22 protein-coding genes are annotated in these 22266 nt (G+C 71.2%); 14 read left to right on the top strand and 8 right to left on the bottom strand.

Translation table 11 applies throughout. The features are described 5' to 3' along the window. The 4 genes from ACFWXC_RS15825 to ACFWXC_RS15810 all read right to left on the bottom strand — a co-directional run. Positions 1 to 1385 (bottom strand): DEAD/DEAH box helicase (locus tag ACFWXC_RS15825; RefSeq protein WP_384478939.1); only part of this gene is annotated, 1385 nt, incomplete at its 3' end. A gap of 87 nt (positions 1386 to 1472) precedes the next feature. After that, positions 1473 to 1676: a cold-shock protein gene (locus ACFWXC_RS15820; RefSeq protein ID WP_030069301.1), complete on the bottom strand. Its 204-nt coding sequence runs from the start codon at positions 1674 to 1676 to the stop codon at positions 1473 to 1475. Between the two features lie 200 nt (positions 1677 to 1876). Then, positions 1877 to 2299 (bottom strand): hypothetical protein, encoded by a 423-nt coding sequence (locus tag ACFWXC_RS15815; RefSeq protein ID WP_384478958.1) that lies wholly within the window; start codon positions 2297 to 2299, stop codon positions 1877 to 1879. 225 nt (positions 2300 to 2524) lie between these two features. Continuing rightward, positions 2525 to 3688, bottom strand: coding sequence for an NAD-dependent formate dehydrogenase (locus ACFWXC_RS15810; RefSeq protein WP_384478937.1), 1164 nt, complete (start codon positions 3686 to 3688; stop codon positions 2525 to 2527). A gap of 171 nt (positions 3689 to 3859) precedes the next feature. Between ACFWXC_RS15810 and ACFWXC_RS15805 the strand changes: the two genes are divergently transcribed. From ACFWXC_RS15805 to ACFWXC_RS15765, 9 genes are all read left to right on the top strand, one after another. Further along, positions 3860 to 4336, top strand: a complete 477-nt coding sequence (locus ACFWXC_RS15805) for a fluoride efflux transporter FluC (protein ID WP_384478935.1) — start codon at positions 3860 to 3862, stop codon at positions 4334 to 4336. Then, positions 4333 to 4701, top strand: coding sequence for a fluoride efflux transporter CrcB (gene crcB, locus ACFWXC_RS15800; RefSeq protein WP_384478933.1), 369 nt, complete (start codon positions 4333 to 4335; stop codon positions 4699 to 4701). The genes ACFWXC_RS15805 and crcB overlap by 4 nt, the downstream gene beginning before the upstream one ends. 147 nt (positions 4702 to 4848) lie before the next feature. Next, positions 4849 to 5121, top strand: a complete 273-nt coding sequence (locus tag ACFWXC_RS15795) for an FmdB family zinc ribbon protein (RefSeq protein ID WP_384478931.1) — start codon at positions 4849 to 4851, stop codon at positions 5119 to 5121. 193 nt (positions 5122 to 5314) lie between these two features. After that, positions 5315 to 5953 carry an AmiS/UreI family transporter gene (locus ACFWXC_RS15790; protein ID WP_384478929.1) on the top strand — a complete coding sequence of 213 codons (639 nt, stop codon included), beginning with the start codon at positions 5315 to 5317 and terminating at the stop codon, positions 5951 to 5953. Positions 5954 to 5977: 24 nt separating this feature from the next. Beyond that, entirely contained in the window at positions 5978 to 7228 is a 1251-nt protein-coding gene (fmdA, locus tag ACFWXC_RS15785; RefSeq protein WP_384478927.1) for a formamidase, read from the top strand. Between the two features lie 313 nt (positions 7229 to 7541). Continuing rightward, positions 7542 to 8660, top strand: coding sequence for a ribosome small subunit-dependent GTPase A (gene rsgA, locus ACFWXC_RS15780; RefSeq protein WP_384478925.1), 1119 nt, complete (start codon positions 7542 to 7544; stop codon positions 8658 to 8660). Positions 8661 to 8717: 57 nt separating this feature from the next. Beyond that, the gene (locus tag ACFWXC_RS15775; RefSeq protein ID WP_384478956.1) at positions 8718 to 10106 is read left to right on the top strand and encodes a bifunctional transcriptional activator/DNA repair enzyme AdaA; all 1389 of its coding nucleotides are present in this window, start codon (positions 8718 to 8720) and stop codon (positions 10104 to 10106) included. Further along, positions 10106 to 10594, top strand: a complete 489-nt coding sequence (locus ACFWXC_RS15770) for a methylated-DNA--[protein]-cysteine S-methyltransferase (protein WP_384478923.1) — start codon at positions 10106 to 10108, stop codon at positions 10592 to 10594. The genes ACFWXC_RS15775 and ACFWXC_RS15770 overlap by 1 nt, the downstream gene beginning before the upstream one ends. Positions 10595 to 10832: 238 nt before the next feature. Beyond that, positions 10833 to 12014 carry an SGNH/GDSL hydrolase family protein gene (locus ACFWXC_RS15765; RefSeq protein ID WP_384478921.1) on the top strand — a complete coding sequence of 394 codons (1182 nt, stop codon included), beginning with the start codon at positions 10833 to 10835 and terminating at the stop codon, positions 12012 to 12014. A gap of 4 nt (positions 12015 to 12018) precedes the next feature. Here ACFWXC_RS15765 and ACFWXC_RS15760 read toward each other — a convergent pair whose 3' ends face one another. Both ACFWXC_RS15760 and ACFWXC_RS15755 read right to left on the bottom strand, forming a co-directional pair. Continuing rightward, positions 12019 to 12504 (bottom strand): DUF456 domain-containing protein, encoded by a 486-nt coding sequence (locus ACFWXC_RS15760; RefSeq protein ID WP_384478919.1) that lies wholly within the window; start codon positions 12502 to 12504, stop codon positions 12019 to 12021. A gap of 21 nt (positions 12505 to 12525) precedes the next feature. After that, positions 12526 to 13506 carry a helix-turn-helix domain-containing protein gene (locus ACFWXC_RS15755; protein ID WP_384478917.1) on the bottom strand — a complete coding sequence of 327 codons (981 nt, stop codon included), beginning with the start codon at positions 13504 to 13506 and terminating at the stop codon, positions 12526 to 12528. 503 nt (positions 13507 to 14009) lie between these two features. Here ACFWXC_RS15755 and ACFWXC_RS15750 point away from each other — a divergent pair. Together ACFWXC_RS15750 and ACFWXC_RS15745 are read left to right on the top strand one after the other, a co-directional pair. After that, complete coding sequence (locus tag ACFWXC_RS15750; protein WP_384478915.1) at positions 14010 to 15488, top strand: protein phosphatase 2C domain-containing protein; 1479 nt, start codon at positions 14010 to 14012, stop codon at positions 15486 to 15488. A 60-nt stretch (positions 15489 to 15548) separates the two neighbouring features. After that, complete coding sequence (locus ACFWXC_RS15745) at positions 15549 to 17291, top strand: pyruvate dehydrogenase (protein WP_384478913.1); 1743 nt, start codon at positions 15549 to 15551, stop codon at positions 17289 to 17291. A gap of 1 nt (position 17292) precedes the next feature. Here ACFWXC_RS15745 and ACFWXC_RS15740 read toward each other — a convergent pair whose 3' ends face one another. Then, complete coding sequence (locus ACFWXC_RS15740) at positions 17293 to 18609, bottom strand: helix-turn-helix domain-containing protein (protein ID WP_384478911.1); 1317 nt, start codon at positions 18607 to 18609, stop codon at positions 17293 to 17295. Between the two features lie 178 nt (positions 18610 to 18787). Here ACFWXC_RS15740 and ACFWXC_RS15735 point away from each other — a divergent pair, with 178 nt between their 5' ends. The 3 genes from ACFWXC_RS15735 (at position 18788) to ACFWXC_RS15725 (ending at position 20763) form a co-directional block, all read left to right on the top strand. Next, complete coding sequence (locus ACFWXC_RS15735) at positions 18788 to 19408, top strand: hypothetical protein (protein ID WP_384478909.1); 621 nt, start codon at positions 18788 to 18790, stop codon at positions 19406 to 19408. 133 nt (positions 19409 to 19541) lie between these two features. Then, positions 19542 to 20006, top strand: a complete 465-nt coding sequence (locus ACFWXC_RS15730) for a hypothetical protein (RefSeq protein ID WP_384478907.1) — start codon at positions 19542 to 19544, stop codon at positions 20004 to 20006. A gap of 307 nt (positions 20007 to 20313) precedes the next feature. After that, positions 20314 to 20763 carry an ATP-binding protein gene (locus ACFWXC_RS15725; RefSeq protein WP_384478905.1) on the top strand — a complete coding sequence of 150 codons (450 nt, stop codon included), beginning with the start codon at positions 20314 to 20316 and terminating at the stop codon, positions 20761 to 20763. An 80-nt stretch (positions 20764 to 20843) separates the two neighbouring features. Here ACFWXC_RS15725 and ACFWXC_RS15720 read toward each other — a convergent pair whose 3' ends face one another. Further along, a complete protein-coding gene (locus ACFWXC_RS15720; RefSeq protein ID WP_384478903.1) occupies positions 20844 to 21878 on the bottom strand; it encodes a DUF2637 domain-containing protein in 1035 nt (344 codons plus the stop codon). Positions 21879 to 22266 lie beyond the last annotated feature (388 nt).

Below are 22266 nucleotides of genomic sequence, written 5' to 3'. Positions count from 1 at the left end.
CCGCCGTTTCGGCGGCGGCCGGACCTCCTGCCGCGCCCGGTGCCGGCCTTCCGGTCCGGTCGGGATGCCGCCGGTGTCGCCGGCTGGGGGATCTCGATGACGACGGGCACGCCGGAAGGCTCGCGGGCGCCGGTGATGGTGGCCAGCTCCGCGTCGCTCGACGTGATGCGGGCCGTGCGGGGGCTGATGCCCGCGTCCGACATGAGCTGCGTGACGTCCCGTTTCTGGTCGGGCAGGACCAGGGTGACGACGCTGCCGGAGTCGCCGGCGCGGGCCGTACGGCCGCCCCGGTGGAGGTAGTCCTTGTGGTCGGCGGGGGGATCGACGTTCACGACGAGGTCGAGGTCCTCGACGTGTATGCCCCGGGCCGCGACGTTCGTCGCCACCAGCGCGGTGACCTGGCCGTTCTTGAACTGTTCCAGCGTCCGGTTCCGCTGCGGCTGGGAACGGCCGCCGTGCAGCGCCGCCGCGCGGACACCCACCGACAGGAGCCGCTTGGTGAGCCGGTCGGCGGACCTCTTGGTGTCGAGGAAGAGGATGACCCGGCCGTCACGGGCGGCGATGCGCGTGGTGACGGCCTTCTTGTCGGTCTCGTCCTGGACGTGGAGCACGTGGTGCTCCATGGTGGTCACCGCGCCCGCGGACGGGTCCACGGAGTGCACCACGGGGTCGGTCAGGAACCGCTGTACCAGGCGGTCGATGTTGCGGTCCAGGGTGGCCGAGAAGAGCATGCGCTGTCCGTCGGGCCGCGCTTGCTGGATCAGCTTGGTGATCTGCGGCAGGAAGCCCATGTCGGTCATCTGGTCGGCTTCGTCCAGCACCGTGATGCGTACGCCGTCGAGCACGCAGTCCCCGCGTTCCACGAGGTCGTTGAGCCTGCCGGGAGTCGCCACGAGTACTTCGGCGCCGCGCCGGAGCGTACTGGCCTGCTTGGTGATGGACAGTCCGCCGACCACGGTGGCCAGCCGGAGGTTCACGGCGGTCGCGTAGGGGGTCAGCGCGTCCGTCACCTGTTGGGCGAGTTCACGGGTGGGCACCAGCACGAGGGCGAGGGGTGCCTTGGGCTCCGCGCGCAGTCCGGCCGTGCGGGCCAGGAGCGCGAGCCCGAACGCGAGGGTCTTGCCGGAGCCGGTGCGCCCCCGTCCCAGCAGGTCACGGCCGGCGAGCGAGTTGGGCAGCGTGGCGGCCTGGATGGGGAAAGGGGTGGTGACGCCTTGCGCGGTGAGGGTCTTCAGCAGTCCCGCGGGCATGTCCAGCCCGGCGAAGTCCTCGACGGCGGGAAGTGCGGGCGTCGTGCTTTCCGGCAGCCGGAACTCCCTTGGCGACGACGAGGGCGGTGGAGGTGACGAGGCGCGCCGGTTGGGCTTCTGGGGCCTGCGGGGCATGCAGCTTTCTGCCTTCCTGGAAACAGCACAAACCGGGGTCCGCACCATGGCGGTGCCGACCCCGGTGGGCGGATACGCGTCCGGCGATCAGGCGGGGACGATGTTCTCCGCCTGCGGGCCCTTCTGGCCCTGCGTGACGTCGAAGGAGACCCGCTGGCCCTCCTGGAGCTCACGGAAGCCCTGGGTCGCGATGTTCGAGTAGTGGGCGAAGACGTCGGGGCCGCCGCCGTCCTGCTCGATGAAGCCGAAACCCTTTTCGGCGTTGAACCACTTCACGGTTCCCTGTGCCATGACCTTCTCCGTTCTGTAGGCAGAGGCCCCATCCGGAGATGCCGGAAAACGAATAATGCGCCTGCAGGAGAAACATCCCGGCAGGCGCACATAGGCTTGTGGGTACCACAACTGCAACATAAGCAGCTTAGCACAGCTCGGCGACGTGTGAGTCGGGTGACGTCGTTCCGGTGACAGTGGTCCGGAGCCCGGGGGGCTCGTCAGAGCTTCCCGCCGATCTCACAGGCCTGGCACGGCGGCCGGCCGCAGGTGCACTGCATGATGGCGTCGAGGACCTCATGGTCGTGGTACAGGCACTCGTCCTTGCACGTGTGGCGCGGGATGAACCCTGCCGGGATCTCGCCGGGCCACGGCTCATGGCCCTCCCGGCAGCGGACGAACCGCTCGGGGTCGGTGGAGTGCAGTTCGTGCATGCTCGACCGCGCCTCGTCCTCCAGTTCGCGCACTCGCTCCACCAGAGCCCTGAGCTCGGCGGCGATGCCGGAGTACCGGTCGGCGCCGGTCCTCACGTGCGCGGCCCGCAGCGCCATCGCCGCGTTGCCCAAAAACCTGCCGGCATCCTGAAGGTCGGTCACGTGGTGCATCTGAATTCCGGTCACACCCCGGACCCACACTGCGTCCATGCTCACTGATCCGCCTTCCCGGCATCCGCCTGGTTTTCCTACGAGAGATTACCCGCGGCGCCGGTATCCCTACATATCGAGAATCAATCTATTTATGGACGCTAAAGGTCCGGCCGGGGCCCGTCCAGTAAATCGTGGGTGAATCGGATCACAGCCGTATTGGTGGATCTTCTATTCGATCTGCAACTGATTTCCTGTCCGCCGGACGTCCCCCGCCCGTGTCGGTCATCCGGCGACTGTGTAGGAACTCGCTCCCGTCCCGGCGAGCCCACCGCCTTCGACGATCAGGTACTCCGGGCGGATGGGGCGACCGTCGAGCCAGCATTCCAGGATCTCCCGCGTACCGGCTGCGTAGCGCGCCTGCGCCGAGAGGGTCGACCCGGACACGTGCGGCGTCATCGCCTCGTAGGGCATGGTGCGCCAGGGATGGTCGGGCGGTGGCGGCTGCGGGTACCAGACGTCACCGGCGTAACCGGCCAGCTGGCCGCTGCCGAGGGCCCGCACCACGGCGTCCCGGCCGACGATGAGCGCCCGTGCGGTGTTGACGATGTACGAACCGCGCTTCATGGCCCCGATCAGCTCGTCGTCGAAGAGGTTCTGTGTCTGTGGATGCAGCGGAGTGTGGATCGAGAGCACGTCGACGGAGGAGGCCAGCGAACGGGCGTCGGGATGCCAGGTCAGCTCCAGCTCCTCCTCGACCTCCTTGGCCAGCCGGCGCACGTCGCAGTAGTGCAGCGTGACGTCGAACGGCTTGAGGCGGCGCAGTACCGCCTGGCCGATGCGGCCGGAGCCGAGGACGCCGACGTCCATGCCTTCGAGGTCGTAGGCGCGCGAGACGCTGTCGGCGATGTTCCAGCCCTTCTTGGCGGTCACCCACTCGTGAGCCGGCATGTAGTTGTGCACCAGGGTCAGAATCTGCATCACGGCGTGCTCCGACACGCTGATGCTGTTGCTGAACGTCACCTCTGCCACGGTCATGCCGTGGTCGATGGCGCTCGGCAGGTCGACGTGGTCCGACCCGATCCCCGCGGTGATCGCGAGTCTGAGCCGGGGAGCCGCGGCGATGCGCTCGGGGGTCAGATAGGCGGGCCAGAACGGCTGCGAGACGACCACGTCGGTGTCGGGAAGCTCGCGGTCCAGGGTGGAGTCCGCCCCTTCCTTGTCGCTCGTGACGACGAGGGTGTGGCCCCGGTCCTCCAGGAACCGGCGCAGCCCCAGTTCTCCTGAGACGCAGCCGAGGAGGTGTCCCGGGGTGAAATCGATGGCCTCCGGGGTCGGCGCTGTCTGACCGCCCGGATAGCCGTTGATGGTGGGAATCTCGTCGCGGGCGTAGTCGGGAGGGTAACCGCCCACGGGATCCGGATAGAGCACCGCAAGGATTTTCGCCATGGCCGTCCTCCATCGGTGGGGCCACTGCTCCGGTAAACGGGTAGGGGGCCGGCAAACCGGTCGAACACCGATGATCTTGAATTTTAGTCGAGTGTGCGCTTGCGCGGCAATCCCCGGGGATAATGGGGAGGTGTTCCGGTGGATAGGGATGCGGCTATTTCGATGAGGCCTGTGACGGGAGTTCGGGAGCCGTTCCGTGCACGTCTGCGCGGGGGTGTCCTGGCGGCGGTCGCGCTCGGCGGCCTGCTGGGCGGGACGGCCCGTTACGCACTGGTGCTGGCCTTCCCCGCCCGAGGGACGGCGTTCCCGTGGACGACGTTCGCCGTCAACGTGTCCGGGGCGTTCGTGCTGGCGCTGCTGCTCGTGTATGTGTTCGAGATCTGGCCGCCGACCCGGTACGTGCGGCCGTTCGCCGCCGTCGGCTTCCTCGGCGCCTTCACCACCTTCTCGACCTGGATGGTCGACACCGATCGCCTGCTGGGCCACGGCCACTACGCGGCCGCGGCGTTGAACATCTCCGGGAGCCTCTTCGCCGGTCTGGCCGTCACCGTTCTGGGCCTGGCCGTCGGCAGGCTGACATCGGCCCGGCGCATGCGGCTCGACGCGCGGCGCGGGCGCGTCCGCCGGTACGGCTGGTGGGTACGGTGATCCTCCTGCTCGCCGTCGCTGCGGCGGCCGCCGCAGGGGCGGTTGCGCGTTACGTACTCGACCAGTACGTGCAGTACCGGCGCCCGGGCACGTTCCCCCTCGGCACCTGGCTGATCAACGTGACCGGCTCGTTCGTGCTGGGGCTGCTGGTGGGCCTCGGCGCACGGCACGCACTGCCGGAGCAGGTCGTGACCATTGGCGGCGTCGGTTTCTGCGGCGCCTATACGACGTTCTCCACCTTCAGTTACGAGCTGGTCCACCTGCGTGAGAAAGGGCAGGCCGGCAAATCCCTGCTGTACGCCGTTTCGAGTATTGCGGTGGGTCTTGCGGCAGCGGCGGCGGCGCTCGCCCTCGGGTCGTCATGAGAAGGTCCGCGCCCGGCCGTTCGGTACTTGACACCGGGATTCACGAGACGTCTCCTTGAAGGTAGGAAATGCGCTGTGGCGTGCGCCGGTCGGTGCGCACCGCACGCACTCGGGTTTGCCGGCGTCCACCGGCATCCGGAGGCCTTGATGGCAACCTATGAATATCTATGCAGCCGATGCGGGTCTTTCGACGTGAAGTTGGCGATCGGGACGGCACCCAACGCATATGGCTGCCCTGTCTGCGCAGGCGCCGCGAGACGTGTGTACTCCTCGCCCGGCCTCACGCTGACCTCGCACGAGGTCGCCGCCCTCCATCTCCAGGAGGAGCAGGCGCGTGAGGCCCCGGCGGTGGTCTCCCAACTGCCGTCACGCAGAAGGGTGCACCCGCACCCCGCACTCTCGCGGCTGCCGCGTCCCTGAAGGCGGTGGTCGGCCAGCAGAACGTCTCATGCGGGGGTTTCGGCGTCGGAACACGACGTCGTTCCCGTAGCGGTGTGCGGAATGCGGAATCACGCAACGCGGGCCGGGAGCCGAGCCTTATTCTCGGCGGCTCATCGGCGGTTCTGGCGCCACGCGATCCCGCTCCCCACGCGGACTTAGGAGGTGTGTCCCCGTGGGAAACGTGGGACTGCTCTTCGTCGGTGCGGTGCTGTTCATGAACGGACTGCTGCTCCTCGGGAAGGTCGATGCCCGAGCAGGAGCGGTGTTCAACCTCTTCATAGGCGCACTGCAGGTACTGACGCCGACTTACCTCATCTTCACCGCGAACGATGACCCCATGAAGATCCTGGCGGCGTCCGGAATCTACCTCTTCGGCTTCACCTACCTCTATGTGGGTGTCGGCCTGCTCGCCGATCTCGACAGCACCGGCGTCGGCTACTACTCGCTGTTCGTGGCAATTGTCGCCCTGGGGTATTCGTACGCCAATTTCCGGCTCCTCAAGGACTATCCCTTCGGGGTCATCTGGCTCTACTGGGCCTACCTGTGGTTCCTGTTCTTCCTGCTGCTCGGTCTCAAGAAGGACGGCCTCAAGGTCTACACCGGTTGGGTCACGGCGATCGAAGGCTGGGTCACCGGTGTGATTCCCGCCGGGCTGCTGCTCTCCGGCTACTGGAAGCACCCCACCGAGATCGCCATCGCACTGGCGGTCTTCGGCGTCGTGGTCTTCGCGGGGCTGTGGCCGCGCACCCACAGAACGCCCCGGCCGACCTCAGCGGCGCCGCGGGTCGGAGGTGCGGGCGCACCAACGTGACCGGATCAGAATCTAGGAGTTCTCATGCCTGAAATCCTCTTCAGCGTGGACCACAGCAAGTCGATGCGTGACCAGGCCGTGCCCGGACACAACAGGTGGCACCCGGACATCCCGACTGCCGCCATGGTGAAGCCGGGAGCGGAGTTCCGCATGGAGTGCCGCGACTGGACCGACTGCCAGGTCGGCAACAACGACACCGCCAACGACGTACGCGACATCGACCTGACCATCCCTCACATGCTCAGCGGTCCGATAGGCGTGGAGGGCGCCGAACCCGGCGACCTCCTCGTCGTCGACATCCTCGACCTCGGCCCCGTGCCGCAGCAGACCGGGGACGCGGCAGGTCAGGGCTGGGGTTACACCGGCATCTTCGCCAAGGCCAACGGCGGAGGCTTCCTGACCGACTACTTCCCGGACGCCTACAAAGCGGTATGGGACTTCCACGGACAGCAGGCCGTCTCCCGCCACCTTCCCGGGATCCGCTTCACCGGAATCACCCACCCCGGGCTGTTCGGAACCGCCCCGTCCACCGAGATGCTCGCCCGCTGGAACGCCCGCGAGCAGGCGCTGATCGACACGGACCCCAACCGGGTCCCGCCGCTCGCCGTACCTCCGGACGGCACCAACGCACTCGCCGGTACGGCCACCGGAGACCTCGCCAAGCGCATCGGCGCGGAAGGCGCACGCACGGTGCCGGCCCGCGAGAACGGAGGCAACCACGACATCAAGAACTTCACCCGGGGATCGAGAGTCTTCTACCCCGTGCACGTCAAGGACGCGAAGTTGTCCGGAGGCGACCTGCACTTCAGTCAGGGCGACGGAGAGATCACCTTCTGCGGCGCCATCGAGATGGGCGGGTTCATCGACTTCCATGTCGACCTGATCAAGGGCGGCATGGAGACCTATGGCATCTCCACCAACCCCGTGTTCATCCCCGGCAACGTCGAGCCGAGGTACACGGAGTTCCTCACCTTCATCGGGATCTCCGTCGACCACGACACGGACACGAACTACTACCTCGACGCGACGCTGGCCTACCGCCGGGCCTGCCTCAACGCCGTCGAGTACTTCAAGAAGTTCGGCTACAGCGGAGAGCAGGCCTACCTGCTGCTCGGCTCGTCCCCCATAGAGGGACGCATCAGCGGCATCGTCGACATCCCCAACGCCTGCTGCTCGCTGTACGTACCTACCGCCATGTTCGACTTCGAGGTCCGTCCCAGCGCCGCCGGACCGATGAAGGCCGACCGAGGCAAGTGCGCGGTGGCCACTGCCTGACCGGACCCCGGCTGCGGCCCCCGTGGATCCGAGACGGCGGGCCGCGGCCGGGACGCGGTTAATCGCTGGCGCCGTGCCCTGGGGCGAGGCTACGGTTTCCTCGTTCCTGGGCACGGTCGTGTGCCGTTCCCGAGGAAACAGCGTCGGTACGTCGAGGAAGCAGGAGGTGAGGACATTGATGACGGTCACGGTGACGGGTGCTGCCCGCATTCACGAGTTCATCATCGTTTCCACCCCTGTGGTCTCCGGCTGACACCCACACATCTTCCGCGCGCCGAGCGCGCCGCCGGGGCCACCCTTCGAAGGGTTTCCCTTGTTCCACACCTCGCTCAACACCCCTGCCACTTCTGACGGCCGGTACGCCCTCGCTTCCTACGGCTGGGACGAAGGCCGGACCGCCGAGTTCACTCCGCACGCCGAGCAGGGTCTGCTGCCCGGCCGTGTTGTACGGGTCGACCGTGGGCAGTGCGATGTCGTCACTTCGGCAGGCGTCATTCGTGCCGACACCGAGTTCGTCGTACCCCGTGACCCGATGAAGATCGTGTGTACGGGGGACTGGGTCGCCGTCGACCCCGAAGGTGACGATCCGCGGTACGTGAGGACGTTGCTGCCGCGCCGTACCGCCTTCGTGCGCTCCACCTCCTCCAAGCGGTCCGAGGGGCAGATCCTCGCTGCCAACGTCGACCACGCGATCATCGCGGTGTCCCTCGCCGTCGAGCTCGACCTCGGCCGCGTCGAACGGTTCCTGGCGCTGGCCTGGGAGTCCGGGGCCCAGCCGGTCGTCGTCCTCACCAAGGCCGACCTGGTCCCGGACCCGGTGACGCTCGCGCATCTGGTCCAGGACGTCGAGACGAGCGCGCCCGGCGTGCCGGTCCTCACCGTCAGCGCGATGGCGGGGGACGGCCTGGACGTCCTCGTCGGCCTCGTCCGCTCCGGTACGTCCGTCCTGCTCGGCCAGTCCGGCGCGGGCAAGTCCACCCTCGCCAACGCGCTGGTCGGCGAGGACGTGATGGACGTCCGGGCCGCCCGGGACATCGACGGCAAGGGACGGCACACCACGACCACCCGCAACCTGCTGGCGCTGCCGGGAGGGGGCGTGCTGATCGACACGCCCGGCCTGCGCGGCGTGGGCCTGTTCGACGCCGGGACCGGGGTCGGGCAGGTGTTCTCCGAGATCGAGGAACTGGCCAAGGGGTGCCGGTTCGCCGACTGCGGGCACGAGAGCGAACCGGGCTGTGCGGTGTGCCTCGCGGTGGAGACCGGGGAGCTGCCCGTGCGCCGGCTGGAGAGCTACCGCAAGCTGATGCGGGAGAACCAGTGGATCGTCGCGAAGACGGACGCACGGCTCCGGTCCGAGATCAAGAAGGACTGGAAGAAGAAGGGGGCGGAGGGGAAGGCGGCGATGGAGGCGAAGCGGGGGCGGTGGCGGTAGCGCCACGTCCGATTCCCGCCGGACCCACCCCTCGCCATCGCCCACACTTGAAGGGTGATGGACGAAGACACCAGGTACGAGGCGGTGCGCAGCCGGGACGGGCGGTTCGACGGCGCGTTCTTCTTCGCCGTGCGGACCACCGGCATCTACTGCCGTCCCAGCTGCCCCGCCGTCACCCCGAAGCGGCACAACGTCCGCTTCTTCCGCACCGCCGCCGCAGCGCAGGGCTCCGGCTTCCGGGCCTGCCGCCGGTGCCGCCCGGACGCCGTGCCCGGGTCCGCCGAATGGAACGCCCGCGCCGACGTCGTCGGCCGGGCGATGCGGCTGATCGGCGACGGCATCGTGGACCGGGAAGGCGTCGGCGGCCTCGCCGACCGGCTCGGCTACAGCGCCCGCCAGGTGCAGCGGCAGCTCACCGCCGAACTCGGCGCCGGCCCGGTCGCCCTCGCCCGGGCCCAGCGCGCCCACACCGCACGCACGCTGCTCCAGACCACCGAGCTGCCGATCACGGAGATCGCGTTCGCAAGCGGCTTCGCCAGCGTGCGGCAGTTCAACGACACCGTCCGCACCGTGTACGCCACGACCCCGAGCGCCCTGCGCGAGGCGGCGCCCGGCGGCCGGGGTGCCCGCCGCGGCTCGCCGGCCGCCGGGATCCCGCTGCGGCTCGCCCACCGCGGCCCGTACCAGGCCGGACCCGTCTTCGACCTGCTGGAACGCGAGGCCGTACCCGGCGTGGAGGAGGTCACCGGCGCCCCCGGCACCCGCACCTACCGCCGGACCCTGCGACTGCCGTACGGCCATGCCGTCGTCGCCGTCGAGGAACGGACCGGTGCCGCGGCCGGCGGGGCCCGTCCCGGCGGCTGGCTCGACGCCCGGCTGCGCCTCACCGACCCGCGCGACCTGACCACCGCCGTACAGCGGCTGCGCCGGCTCTTCGACCTCGACGCCGACCCGTACGCCGTCGACGAGCGGCTCGCCGAGGACCCACGGCTCGCTCCGCTGGTCGCCGCGCGGCCGGGGCTGCGCTCGCCAGGCGCCGCGGATCCGGCCGAGGCCGCCGTACGGGCCCTGGCCGGCACCGCCGGCGCCGAGCGGCTGGTCCAGCGGTACGGCAAGGCGCTGGACGCGCCCGCGGGCAGCCTCACCCACCTCTTCCCGGAGGCCGCCGTGCTCGCCGAGGCCGAGCCGGACGGCAGCCTCGGCGCGCTCGCCGCCGCGCTCGCGGACGGCACCGTACGGCTGGACCCGGGCGCCGACCGGGACGACGCGGAGGCGGCCCTGCGGGCCCTGCCCGGGGTGGAGCCGGCGGTCGTCGCCGCGATCCGGGTCCGCGCGCTCGGCGACCCCGACGTGGCCGCGCCCGGCCTGGACATACCGGACGACTGGCGGCCCTGGCGGTCGTACGCCGTCAGACACCTGCTGGTCGAAGGAGAGCTGAGGAACTGATGGGTGTCACGTACTGGACGCGGATCGCCTCGCCGGTCGGGGAGTTGCTCCTGACGGCCGATACGGACGGGGCGTTGACGTCCCTGTCCGTCCCCGGGCAGAAGGGCGGCCGGAGCGTCGAGGCGGGGTGGCTCGCGGACGCGGGGCCCTTCCGGGCGGCCGAGGAGCAGCTCGCCGCCTACTTCGCCGGTGAACTGAAGGAATTCCAGCTGGAGTTGAGCGCGCACGGGACCGAGTTCCGGGAACGGGTGTGGGGTGCGCTGGACGGCGTTGCGTACGGGGGGACGACGACCTACGGGGAGATCGCCGCGCGGATCGGGGCGTCCAGGATGGCGGTGCGGGCGGTCGGCGGGGCGATCGGGGCGAACCCCCTGCTGATCGTGCGGCCTTGTCATCGGGTGATCGGGGCGGACGGTTCGATGACCGGGTACGCGGGGGGACTTGACCGGAAGGTGTGGCTGCTGACGCTGGAGGGAGCGGTGGGCTAGGGCGGGTGGGCGCGGCTTGAGGGAAACGGCGGGCCAGCGCCCCTCAGGGGCGCGGGGCTGAATCGATATGCGGCTCCGCCGCGTGGGCGCGACCAGCCCCCACCCACCCGCAGCCGCACCACTACGGTCACCGCCCCGCCACTCCGCCACCCGGGTGGTCCCCCGGTCAAGTTGCTGCCCCGATCGGCATCCGTGTGTCACCTTCCCCTCCAGTGGGACTCAGGAAGGGCGGGTGTGGATGGGCAAGGTCGGGCGGGTCCTCGGCGCGACGCTGCTGATCGCGATGGGCACGACGGGGCGGGCCGGTGCAGAGCCCGGCCCCTCGCTCTGGGCGGGGAGCTGGGAGACCGCGCCGTCCGGTACCGCGCCCGCGGTGCCCGGCGCCGCCTACCGCAATGTCGTTCACCTGAGCGTCGGAGGCAGCGCCCTACGGGTCCGGATCAGCAACCGGCTCGGCAGCGCACCGCTCCGCCTCGGCGCGGTCACCGTCGCGCTGCGCCAGGGCACCGGCGCCGACGCCGTACCCGGGTCGATGCGCGGCGCGACCTTCGGCGGCGCCGGCACCGCGGTCGTACCCGTCGGGCAGGACCTGGTCAGCGATCCCGTGTCGCTCGCCGCTCCGGCCGCCGCCGACCTGCTGGTCACGGTCGAGACCCCCGGCGACTCCGGTCCCGCCACCTATCACCGCGTCGCGCTCCAGACCAGCTATCTCGCCGGGCACGGCGCCGGCCGGGCCGCCGACGAGGACGGGACCGCGTACACCAGGACCACCGGGAACTGGTACTACCTCACCGGCGTCGACGTGCGCAGCGTGACCCTCGGCACCGTGGTCGCCTTCGGCGACTCCCTCACCGACGGCAACGGCTCCTCCTTCGGCGCCAACCACCGCTGGCCCGACCGCCTCGCGGAACGGCTGCGCCCCTTCCGGATCGGCGTCCTCAACGCCGGGATCTCCGGCAACCGGCTGCTGCTCGACAGCACCGGAGGACCGGGCGCCCTGAACCGGCTGGACGCCGACGGGCTGGCCCGGGCGGGTGTCCGGACCCTGGTCGTCCTCGAAGGCATCAACGACATCAAGGGCACCCCGGAGGCCACCGACCCCGGTGACTTCGTGCGCGCGTACCGGACGATCGTGGCCCGCGCCCATGCGCGCGGGATCCGGGTCGTGGGCGCGACGCTCACGCCGTACGCGGGGTTCAGCGGCTACACCGAGGCCCGGGAGGCGGTACGGCAGCGGGTCAACGCGCTGATCCGCACCCGGCACGTCTTCGACGCGTACGTCGACTTCGACGCCGTCGTCCGCGACCCGGAGCAGCCGACGCGGATCCGGCCCGCCTACGACCCCGGCGACCACCTGCACTTCAACGACGCCGGCATGCGCGCCCTGGCCGCCGCCGTCCGGATCGTCGACCTGCTCTGAGCCCTCAGCCGCCCCGGACCACCGCCACCAGCCAGCCCGCCGTGATCAGCAGGCAGGCGAACAGCTCGGCCAGCACGCTGGAGCCGCCCGCGTCCATCGTCGTGCGCAGCGCGGCCAGTGCCTCGGCGCGGCGGCCGAGGCGGAGGCGTTCGTGCAGGTAGATACCGGCCATGAAACCGGGGATCGCGCCGACCACGGGGAGCAGCACGAAGCCGAGGACGGCGCCGGTACCGGCGTACACGCCCATGCGGGGGGTGGCGCCGCTCGCCCGCAGCCGGCGCGGCGGCAGGATCCAGCGGACCACCTGGGCGAGCAGGAGGACGAGCGTGGCGCCGACCAGGACCACCCAGGCCACCGGGCGCGGGTCGTACAGCGCCCACCACAGCACCGCGGCCCACACCAGCCACGAACCCGGCACACCGGGCACCAGTACTCCGCACAGGCCGAGCACCAGCACCAGGCCGACCAGCAGGAGTTCCCCTGCTCCCATCTGCCCAGAGTGCCGCGCGCGTCAGTCCCGGGCCACCCAGCCCCGCTCGTAGGCGTGCCAGCCCAGTTGCAGCCGGGTCGTCACCCCGGCCAGCTCCATCAGCCGCTTCACCCGGCGCTGCACGGTCCTCAGGCCCAGGTCGAGCTGTTTGGCCACGCTCACGTCGGTCAGCCCGGCCAGCAGCAGGGACAGCACCTCCAGATCGGTGGCGTCGGGGGCGTCCGGCTGTTCCTCGGTCACCCCGGACGTGCCGAGGCGGAGCGGCAGCGCGGTCCGCCACACCGACTCGAACAGTTCGAACAGCAGCTCCAGCAGGCCGCTGGCGTGCACCACCACCGCGGCGGGCTCCGAGGTCTGCGAGGTGAGCGGGACCATCGCGAGGGCGCGGTCCGCCACCACCAGTTTGGTCGGGACCCGGTCCACCACCCGCACCTGCTCGTCCCGGCCCAGCGCCGCCGTCAACTCCGTGATCCCGTGCGGCAGGTCGAGCACCGCGCGCTCCACCACCACCCGGTAGCGCACCCCCCGGCCGGCCGCCTGCTCCTCCGCCTCGTTCTCCGTCCCGGAGACCACCATCGGGGTGCCGGTGACCAGCGCGCACACCTCGTCGCCGGCACCCAGCTGGAGCTGGAGGAACCGCTGGGCGACGGCCGGGGCGCCGGTCACCACCTCCACCAGGTCGTGCACCGCCGGCTCGGCGGCCGCCGCCCGGTACTCCTCGGCCAGCAGCGCCGCCGCCAGCTCCGCCTTCTCCAGCTCGTGCCGCTGCTGGGTGAGCAGCGCGCCCAGCGCCACCCCGGGCGGCGCCGCCACCCAGCGGCCCGGCCGGCCCGAGGACTGGGCCGCGAGGCCGTGCCGCTCCAGCCGGCGCAGCGCGTGTTCGGTGTCCGGCTCGGCCAGCGTCAGGCGCCGCGCCAGATCGGGCACGTCGGCCGCGCCCACGGACACCAGCGTCCGGTACGCCGACTCGTCCCTCTCGTCCAGACCGAGCGCTGCCAGCATCGACCCGCGTTCCTCCCTCGCAGTCGGGCACCATGGCGGGAACCGGCCACGGCGCAAACCCGCCGCCGCACATCATCGCCGTACCGGCGGTCACTCTGCCAAGATCACGTCACCGCAGCACCTTCACAGGGGTCCGGATCCGCGATTCACAGCTGGCCGCAAGGAACGCCCGTCACAATCTGGCCTCCGGCCGACGCCACCGCGTCCGGCCGTGCGAACGGTGACCCGGGCCCATGACGCGCGTACGCGCAGGGGATCCGGGGCCGGGTCACTCAGGTGTCGCCGGGTGGTTCTCCCGTGGGGGGTGGGACCACCCGGCGACTCACACGTGTCATCCGTACCGTCCGTGCCGCCCGTACCGTCTCTCCCACGCGTGTCGTCGACCCCTTTTCCTCGCACGGGTGTTCAGCGCGTCCCTCGACGCGCCGTTCGAGACCGGGTCGTGTGCGGGATTTTCCTGATGCCCCGTTTTCATCCGGCCCGCGCGGTGGACAATTAGGGGCATGAGCCAGCCAGGGGGTAGGCCCGCCCGTCATGAGGACGACTGGTGGGGGCAGTTGTACGACGACTCCACGGAGGACACCGGCCCCACGGCCGCACCCGATTCCCTGGACGACCGCTTCGCCTCGGCGAAGAACACGGTGGCGGGACGGGGACGGCGGGGGGTCGCCGGGGAGCCGGGCGCCGATCCGGTCCCGCCGGCCGTGCCGGTGCAGCCGGGCCCGTCCGGCCCCCCGGCCGCGCCGGTCCCGCCGGCCGCTCGGCTGCCGTCGCCCGGCCCGACGGCCCCGCCGGCCGTGCCGCCGCCGGCCGTGCCCGCGCAACGCGCGCCCGCCGCCCCCACCGAGGCACCGGGCGGGAACACCGCCCATGTCCGCAAGCCCTGGCCGTGGGACGAGGAGGACCAGGAGTACCCGGAGGCGGACGACGACGCCTGGGCGGACTCGCACCCCGCCACCCGCCCCGACCTGGCCACGCTCCCGCCGCACTCCGCCCCGGCCGCCGCCCCGGTCTCCTCCGTGGACTACGTCGGCTCCGGCCCGCCCACCTACGACGCCGAACCCACCGCCCTGCCCGCCGCCGACCCCGACGAACTCGACGACCTGGTCGCCGACACCGTGCTGGACGGCGCCCGCTACGGCACCTGCACCCTGCGGGCCGTCTCCCAGCGCGGCGACTCCGCCCGGTACCGGGGCGAGCCGCGCCGCGACGCCCTGCTCACCGCCCGGTTCGGCTCCGGCGACCAGGCGCTGCTCCTGGTCGCGATGGCCACCGGCGCCCGGGCCACGCCCGGCGCGCACCGGGCCGCCGCCGAGGTCTGCGAGTGGATCGCCCGGGCGGTGGGCCGCAGCCACCAGCGGCTCACCGAGGACATCCAGGCCGCCCGGCGCGGCGACCTCAAGTCCGGGCTGCACCGGCTCACCGACCGCAGCCTCGGCAAGCTCCGCGCCAGCGCCGCCGAACAGGGCGTCGCCGTCGAGGAGTACGCGGCCAGCCTGCGCTGCCTGCTCATCCCCGCCCACCCCCAGTGCCGTACCCGGGTCTTCTTCGGGGTCGGGGAGGGCGGGCTGTTCCGGCTCCGCGACGGCGAGTGGCAGGACATCGAACCGCAGGTCGACACCGACTCCGTCGGCGAGGCCGTGGTCGGCTACGGTTCGCCGCCCGCCGAGACCCCGGAGGGCGACCGGCTCACCATGGACCTCGGCATCCCGACCCCGCCGAGCCCCTACGAACCGGCCCCCGAACCGCCCCGCGATCCCTTCCTCTTCCGGGCCTCGGTAGCCCGCCCGGGTGACGCCCTGGTGATGTGCAGCGGCGGGTTCGCCGACCCGCTGCGCGGCGAACCCGCCCTCTGCGCCTACCTGGCCCGACGCTGGTCCGGCCGTACCCCGCCGGGCCTCGCCGCGTTCCTCGCGGACGCCCAGGTACGGGTGAAGGGCTACGCCGACGACCGTACGGCGGCGGCCGTCTGGGAGGCGTGACGCCGGTCCCTGTGCGTGGATGGGAGGTATCCGCTCGCAGGGAAGGGGCACCCGTCCGTCATGGCCAAGCAGAACGTCGCCGAGCAGTTCGTCGACATCCTCGTCCGCGCCGGAGTACGCCGCCTCTACGGCGTCGTCGGCGACAGCCTCAACCCGGTGGTCGACGCCGTCCGCCGTAACTCCGCCATCGACTGGATCCACGTCCGCCACGAGGAGACCGCCGCCTTCGCGGCCGGCGCGGAGGCCCAGGTCACCGGGAAGCTGGCGGCCTGCGCCGGCTCCTGCGGCCCGGGCAACCTGCACCTCATCAACGGCCTGTACGACGCCCACCGTTCGATGGCCCCGGTGCTCGCCCTCGCCTCGCAGATCCCGTCCAGCGAGATCGGTCTCGGCTACTTCCAGGAGACCCACCCCGACCGGCTCTTCCAGGAGTGCAGCCACTACAGCGAGCTGATCTCCAGCCCCAAGCAGATGCCCCGGCTGATCCAGACCGCCATCCAGCACGCGGTCGGCCGCAGCGGGGTGAGCGTGGTGAGCCTGCCGGGCGACATCGCCGACGAGCCCGCCCCGGAGCATCCCGTCGAGAGCGCGATCGTCACCTCCCGGCCCACCGTCCGCCCCGGGGACGAGGAACTCGACAAGCTGGTCGCGATGATCGACGCGGCGGACAAGGTGACGCTGTTCTGCGGCAGCGGCACGGCCGGCGCGCACGCGGAGGTCATGGAACTCGCCGGGAAGATCAAGTCCCCGGTGGGCCACGCCCTGCGCGGCAAGGAGCACATCCAGTACGACAACCCGTACGACGTCGGCATGAGCGGACTGCTCGGCTACGGCGCCGCCTACGAGGCCACCCACGAGTGCGACCTGCTGATCCTGCTCGGCACCGACTTCCCGTACAGCGCCTTCCTCCCCGACGACGTGCAGATCGTCCAGGTCGACGTGCGCCCCGAGGTGCTGGGCCGCCGGTCCCGTCTCGACCTCGCCGTGTGGGGCGACGTACGCGAGACGCTGCGCTGTCTGGTGCCGCGGGTGCGGACCAAGGAGAACCGGCGGTTCCTCGACCGGATGCTCAAGAAACACGCGGACGCGCTGGAGGGGGTGGTGAAGGCGTACACCCGGAAGGTCGAGAAGCACGTCCCGATCCACCCCGAGTACGTGGCCTCCGTACTGGACGAACTCGCCGACGAGGACGCGGTGTTCACGGTCGACACCGGCATGTGCAACGTCTGGGCCGCCCGGTACATCACGCCCAACGGCCGCCGCCGGGTGATCGGTTCCTTCTCGCACGGCTCGATGGCCAACGCGCTGCCGATGGCGATCGGCGCGCAGTTCACCGACCGGCGGCGCCAGGTCGTGTCGATGTCCGGGGACGGCGGCTTCGCCATGCTGATGGGCGACTTCCTGACGCTCGTGCAGTACGACCTGCCGGTGAAGGTCGTCCTGTTCAACAACTCGGTGCTCAGCATGGTCGAGTTGGAGATGCTGGTCGCGGGCCTGCCCTCGTACGGCACCACCAACGTCAACCCCGACTTCGCCGCCGTCGCCCAGGCCTGCGGTGCCTACGGGGTGCGGGTCGAGAAGCCCCGGCAGCTCGCCGGTGCGCTGAAGGACGCCTTCAAGCACAAGGGCCCGGCCCTCGTCGACGTCGTCACCGACCCCAACGCGCTGTCCATCCCGCCGAAGATCAAGGCCGACATGGTCACCGGCTTCGCCCTCTCCGCGTCCAAGATGGTCCTGGACGGCGGCGTGGGCCGGATGGTCCAGATGGCCCGCTCCAACCTGCGCAACATGCCGAGGCCGTAGTTCAGCCCTCGACCGGCACCCACTGGCGGACGCCGTTCACGAAGCCGTACCAGTACTCCGGCAGGCCCTTGATGGAGCTGGTGCGGAACGGCCGGCCGTGGTCGTCGATCCGGACCGTGCCGGAGCGGCCCTGTGACGACCAGTCCAGTTCGAGGTACCAGCGGCAGTCGCAGCCCTCGGTGCGCGCGTTGACGCGCAGTACCTCCGGGTCCGTGGACGAGACCCGGTAGGGCAGCCGCATGGTCGAGACGGTCTGCCCGTCCGGGCCCTCACCGGCCACCGGGCGGGCGAGGGGGCGGTCCTTGTCCAGGTCGACGTCGAAGTAGCGCGGGGTGAGCCCGCCGCCGCAGCCGTCGGCCATCGAGTAGGCGATGCCGGGTGCGGGCGCGGAACGGCCGACGACACGCACCCGCAGGTCCTCCAGGACGACGGCCGTGGACGAGCGGCCCTGCACGGAGATCTGGACGATCGTGTCGCGGCCGTGCACCGCGTTCTGGGTGGCCGCCCAGGTGCCGGCGTCCTGCGGGACGGGCGGCGGCGGCACCTGCGCCGGCTGCTTGTCGATGACGTAGTCGTGGTCGCAGCCCAGCTCCCAGACCTGGGAACCGGCGGTCCAGGCGAGCGGGACACCGGTCGGGGCGGGGGCGGTGGGCGTGCTCGGGGCGGAGGACGAGGGGGTCCTGCTGCCGTGCGGCGTAGGGGACGGCGAGCGGTGGCCGGGCGAGCCGGAGTCGTCCGGTGCCGGGCCGGTGGGTGTGGGGTCGTGGCGCCGGGCGTCGCCGGCGGCGGTCGTGGGGGAGGAACCGGGGGACCGGGCCGAGGTGCCGGCGGGCGGCCGGTCGTCCGAGGGGGCGATCAGGCTGCCCAGCGTCACCAGGAGGACGACGGCCACGGCCGAGCCGACCAGGGTGCGGCGACGGCGGTACCAGGGGCGGGGCGTGGGCGTAGGCCCGGACTGCGGTGCCGGGTCCGCTCCGCTCCCGGCCGCGGTTTCCGGCTCCCGGGTCCCGGTGTTCTCCGTCGTCCGCGGTCGCTGCCGTGCCGCCACCGCCCGTAACCAGCGCTCGTGGAGTTCGAGCCGTTCCTCCGGGGTCGCCCCGCAGAACGCGGCCAGGCGTTCGACCGGAGCGAAGTCCAGCGGCACCGCCTCGCCCGCGCAGTAGCGGTGCAGGGTGGAGGTGTTCATGTTCAGCCGGCGGGCCAGGGAGCCGTAACTCCGGTCCGTACGGTCCTTCAACTGCCGCAGCAGCGCCGCGAACTCCTCGACGTCCTCGCGCACGGGCACCTTCCCCCGGTCGTCCGTATCCCAGGCACTCATATACCTGCACGTCAGCAGGGCTGGGATGGTTCCAGGGCGGCGGAACGGGCGGTGGCCGTTGCGGTGGCCGCAGGTGACCGCCGATGCTTCTGGTGTCGCACCGACCAGGGCCGGACCGACCAGCCGGCGCCGTCCGCGGCATCCCACACCCATGCACCGATCCAACGGGGGACCACCCATGCCCAAGCGCACCCGAGCAGGCGCGCTCACCGTACTCGCCGGCGCCGCACTGGCCGTAGGCACCACGCTCGCCGTCCCGGCGGCGGCCGCCCCGAGGGCGCCCGGCTTCCTCGCGGCGGCCGACCTGCCGCCGCACCCGAGCTCGTCCTGGACGGCCGGCAAGGTCACCGCGGGCGTGCCGGAGGCGGTCAGGCAGGACACCTGCCTGGGCGTCGCCCTCGGCGGCGGACGGAACACCTGGTACCGGGAGTTCCGGACCGATCTCGACACCAGCGCCCGTCAGGTCAGCGTCGAACTGGCCGGTGTCGGCGCGGCGAAGGGCCGGGTCGCGAAGCTGGACGAGGACATCGTGTCCTGCGCGGACCGGATCGAGATGGAGGACCCGGAGATCCGGGCCGCCTTCCAGGACCACGGCGACCTGCCCGTCGGGGACGGCGCCCATGTCTACGCCCTGCACACCGAGACCTCCTGGGGCGCCAGTGACATCCGGCTGCTGTCGCTCGGGCGGGAGGGGAGCACCGTGACGGTCGTGGACTGGGGGCAGCTGGGCGGCTTCCAGGACGCGCCGGTGAAGGCGTTCAAGAAGACGACCACCACGGCCGTCAACAAGCTCCATTGAAAGACGGGGGCCGTCCTCCCGCTCGGGGGAGGGGAGGACGGCCCCGACAGCCACCACGTACCGACCAAGCGCACAAGACCAGACACAGAAGACCAGACACAGAAGACCAAGCACAGAAAACGGGGAATCAGACATGAGCACCAAGACCCGCACCGTCCTCACCGCCGGTGTGCTCGCCGTGGCCCTCGGGCTCGGCGTCACCGCCCAGGCCTCGGCCGGCGCCCCGCGCAGCGTCGGCGGCGACCCGTCCGACAACCTCACCCGGATCGCCGACTTCTACGGCGCCTACATCGACGCCGAGAGCGACCCGGACGGAAGCGGCGACCTGCCGACCGCGCTGCGCGCCTACTACATCGCCCCGACCTACCTGAAGCAGCTGGCGGCCTGGGAGGACCGGGAGCACGCCGACGGGGTGCTGCGGGCCCAGAACACCCCGCTCAAGTGGAAGGTCACCGACAACGGCACGGCGAAGAACCGCACCGAGGCCGTCATCACCCTCACCTGGAGCCGCAACACGACCACGAAGCTGTTCGTCGACATGAGCCGCGGCTCCCACAAGATCGTTCACATCGGCACCAAGGGCCTCGGAGGCAAGTAGGCGGAAGGTCGGGATTCGGCCAGGTTCGTCGGTGCCGTGGACCGCGTGAATCAGCTCGGGGGGTTGTGCGAGGGGCTGTTTCACGCCGGGTCCCCGGCACCGTTGGCGCGTACGGGACGGTCCGGGAGGCGACGTACGGGCCGGGGCCGGTTCAGGACATGGCCGAACACCCGGTCGTCATCGGCGTGACATGACTGGCCCGTGCCCGAGCGGGCAAGGATCCCCGTGAACGTGTTCGATCAGGAGGGGATCCGGCAACAGCGTGCGGGCGGGGGTCATGAACAGTCAGGCACGAGGGGGCGGTCCCGTGGCCATCGGGGCCTCCTCGGCGCAGACGGCGGGGGAAGAGACCGACACGACGGAACGGGGACACCCGTCACAGCTCAGGCGGCGGCTGGGGCGGTCGGATCTGCGGTCGGTGCCCGAGGCGCGCCGGGAACTGCGGGAACTGCTACGCCACTGGGGGAAACCGGGCCGCTCGGAGATCGCGGAACTGCTCACCAGTGAACTCGTCACCAACGCTCTCGTCCACACCGACCGCGAGGCCGTGCTCACGGCCGTCGTGGGACCCAGTCAACTGCGCGTGGAGGTACGGGACTTCGTGGGCCGTCGGCCGCGCGTGCGCGCCCCGGACACCGGGGACGGCACCCACGGCCGGGGCCTGGTCCTGGTCGACTCCCTCGCGGACGCCTGGGGCGTCCAGCCGCACGAGGTGGGCAAGTCGGTGTGGTTCGAACTGGACGCGGACGCCGCCTGACGGCGCCTTGGCACAACGGGACGGGGGCGTGACCCTGAAGGTCACGCCCCCGTCCCGAGGTGCCGTCCGGCAGCAGAAGATCAGCCGAACTGCTGCTCAAGGTCCTTGAGCTTGCGCTCCAGGGAGTCCAGGCGCGGCAGCGCCATTGTGTCGTCCTCCGCGGTCAGGTCGACCGTGATCGGGTCAGACCCTTTGCGGACGGGCTGGAGGGAGGGCCGCTGGCGTACGGGCAGCTGCTCCGGCGCCGATATGGCAGGCTCCGCAGTGGGCTGGGAGGCGCGCTCGACCTGGTGCTGCACCTCGTCCTGCCGGCCGCGTCCGACGAAGCCCCGGTGGCCCCGGCTTATGGCCTTGAGCTGGGCCCGCTCCAGACGGTCGTGCTCGCGGCGGCGCATCCGGTTCGTCTCCTTCTGCCGCTTGTCCTCGCGCACCTCGTCGACCGCCTCGTCCAGGCTGCGCACACCCTCCAGAAGCATCAGCGACCAGGCCCTGTAGGTCTCACGGGGAGCCCGCAGCCAGCGCACGATCCGGATCTGCGGCAGCGGACGCGGCACCAGACCCTGCTCACGCAGGGCGGCCTTGCGGGTCTGCTTCAGCGCGCGGTCGAAGAGGACGGCCGCGGACAGTGACATGCCGGCGAAGAACTGGGGAGCGCCCGCGTGGTCGATACCCCTGGGCGCGTGCACCCAGTTGAACCAGGCAGCGGCGCCGGCGAACGTCCACACGAGTATCCGGGAGCCGAGGGCCGCGTCACCGTGGCTCGCCTCGCGCACCGCGAGGACGGAGGAGAACATCGCCGCGCCGTCCAGGCCGAACGGCACCAGGTACTCCCAGCCGTCGGAGAGGCCGAGGTTCTCCTGGCCGAAGCCGACCAGGCCGCGGAACGAGAGGGCCGCGGCGACCGCCGCGGAGCAGAACAGGAGCGCGTAGGAGACGGTGCCGTATATGGCCTCCTTGCGCCTGCGGCGCTCCTCGCTACGCTCCCACGAGTCGTCCTTCGCGTGCTCCCCGCCGGACCGCTTGGAGCGCGCAAGCACCGCCACCGCGACCAGCATGCCCAGGAGCAGTACGGCGCCAGGAAGCAGCCAGTTCAGCGATATGTCGGTCAGTCTCATCTAGGGGTCCCTTGCATTGGGATAGGGCGTATCGCCCGCCATAGTGGCCCAATCCCGTCGGCCCTCAGGGGGTTTCGGGGCAAGAGACCGCCAAGGAAGTGCAAGGGGTTGCCCCAGGGCGGCATTCTGCTCGAACTGCCGCGTGAGGGGCGGGAGTTGAGTTCGAGTAAGAGTACCCATACGGGTGGTTCCTCGGAAAGTTCCTGCGGCAAGTGAGGAAGTTGTGAATTCCCTGTCGACGCAAGGGTGATCCCGCCCTCGGTGATCTTAGTGGATCCCGGGGGGTGCTCGATGCCGGGCGGGGGGCGGGGGGGGGCGCAGGGCGCCGCCGCCGCCCGGGGTTTTGGGGGCCGCGCGGCGTCGCAGGGGCGCCGGGCGGGGGGGCCGG

Source organism: Streptomyces sp. NPDC058683 (assembly GCF_042716195.1).
Lineage (GTDB): Bacteria > Actinomycetota > Actinomycetes > Streptomycetales > Streptomycetaceae > Streptomyces.
Note: the sequence above shows the minus strand (reverse complement) of the source record. Positions and strands in the feature narration are given on the sequence as shown.

Bases quoted from the DNA above. Each gene is read 5' to 3' on its own strand.
- ACFWXC_RS15820 (WP_030069301.1), bottom strand. From the start codon at position 1,676: ATGGCACAGGGAACCGTGAAGTGGTTCAACGCCGAAAAGGGTTTCGGC.
- ACFWXC_RS15815 (WP_384478958.1), bottom strand. From the start codon at position 2,299: ATGGACGCAGTGTGGGTCCGGGGTGTGACCGGAATTCAGATGCACCAC.
- ACFWXC_RS15810 (WP_384478937.1), bottom strand. From the start codon at position 3,688: ATGGCGAAAATCCTTGCGGTGCTCTATCCGGATCCCGTGGGCGGTTAC.
- ACFWXC_RS15795 (WP_384478931.1), top strand. From the start codon at position 4,849: ATGGCAACCTATGAATATCTATGCAGCCGATGCGGGTCTTTCGACGTG.
- fmdA (WP_384478927.1), top strand. From the start codon at position 5,978: ATGCCTGAAATCCTCTTCAGCGTGGACCACAGCAAGTCGATGCGTGAC.
- ACFWXC_RS15775 (WP_384478956.1), top strand. From the start codon at position 8,718: ATGGACGAAGACACCAGGTACGAGGCGGTGCGCAGCCGGGACGGGCGG.
- ACFWXC_RS15770 (WP_384478923.1), top strand. From the start codon at position 10,106: ATGGGTGTCACGTACTGGACGCGGATCGCCTCGCCGGTCGGGGAGTTG.
- ACFWXC_RS15765 (WP_384478921.1), top strand. From the start codon at position 10,833: ATGGGCAAGGTCGGGCGGGTCCTCGGCGCGACGCTGCTGATCGCGATG.
- ACFWXC_RS15760 (WP_384478919.1), bottom strand. From the start codon at position 12,504: ATGGGAGCAGGGGAACTCCTGCTGGTCGGCCTGGTGCTGGTGCTCGGC.
- ACFWXC_RS15755 (WP_384478917.1), bottom strand. From the start codon at position 13,506: ATGCTGGCAGCGCTCGGTCTGGACGAGAGGGACGAGTCGGCGTACCGG.
- ACFWXC_RS15750 (WP_384478915.1), top strand. From the start codon at position 14,010: ATGAGCCAGCCAGGGGGTAGGCCCGCCCGTCATGAGGACGACTGGTGG.
- ACFWXC_RS15745 (WP_384478913.1), top strand. From the start codon at position 15,549: ATGGCCAAGCAGAACGTCGCCGAGCAGTTCGTCGACATCCTCGTCCGC.
- ACFWXC_RS15740 (WP_384478911.1), bottom strand. From the start codon at position 18,609: ATGAGTGCCTGGGATACGGACGACCGGGGGAAGGTGCCCGTGCGCGAG.
- ACFWXC_RS15735 (WP_384478909.1), top strand. From the start codon at position 18,788: ATGCCCAAGCGCACCCGAGCAGGCGCGCTCACCGTACTCGCCGGCGCC.
- ACFWXC_RS15730 (WP_384478907.1), top strand. From the start codon at position 19,542: ATGAGCACCAAGACCCGCACCGTCCTCACCGCCGGTGTGCTCGCCGTG.
- ACFWXC_RS15720 (WP_384478903.1), bottom strand. From the start codon at position 21,878: ATGAGACTGACCGACATATCGCTGAACTGGCTGCTTCCTGGCGCCGTA.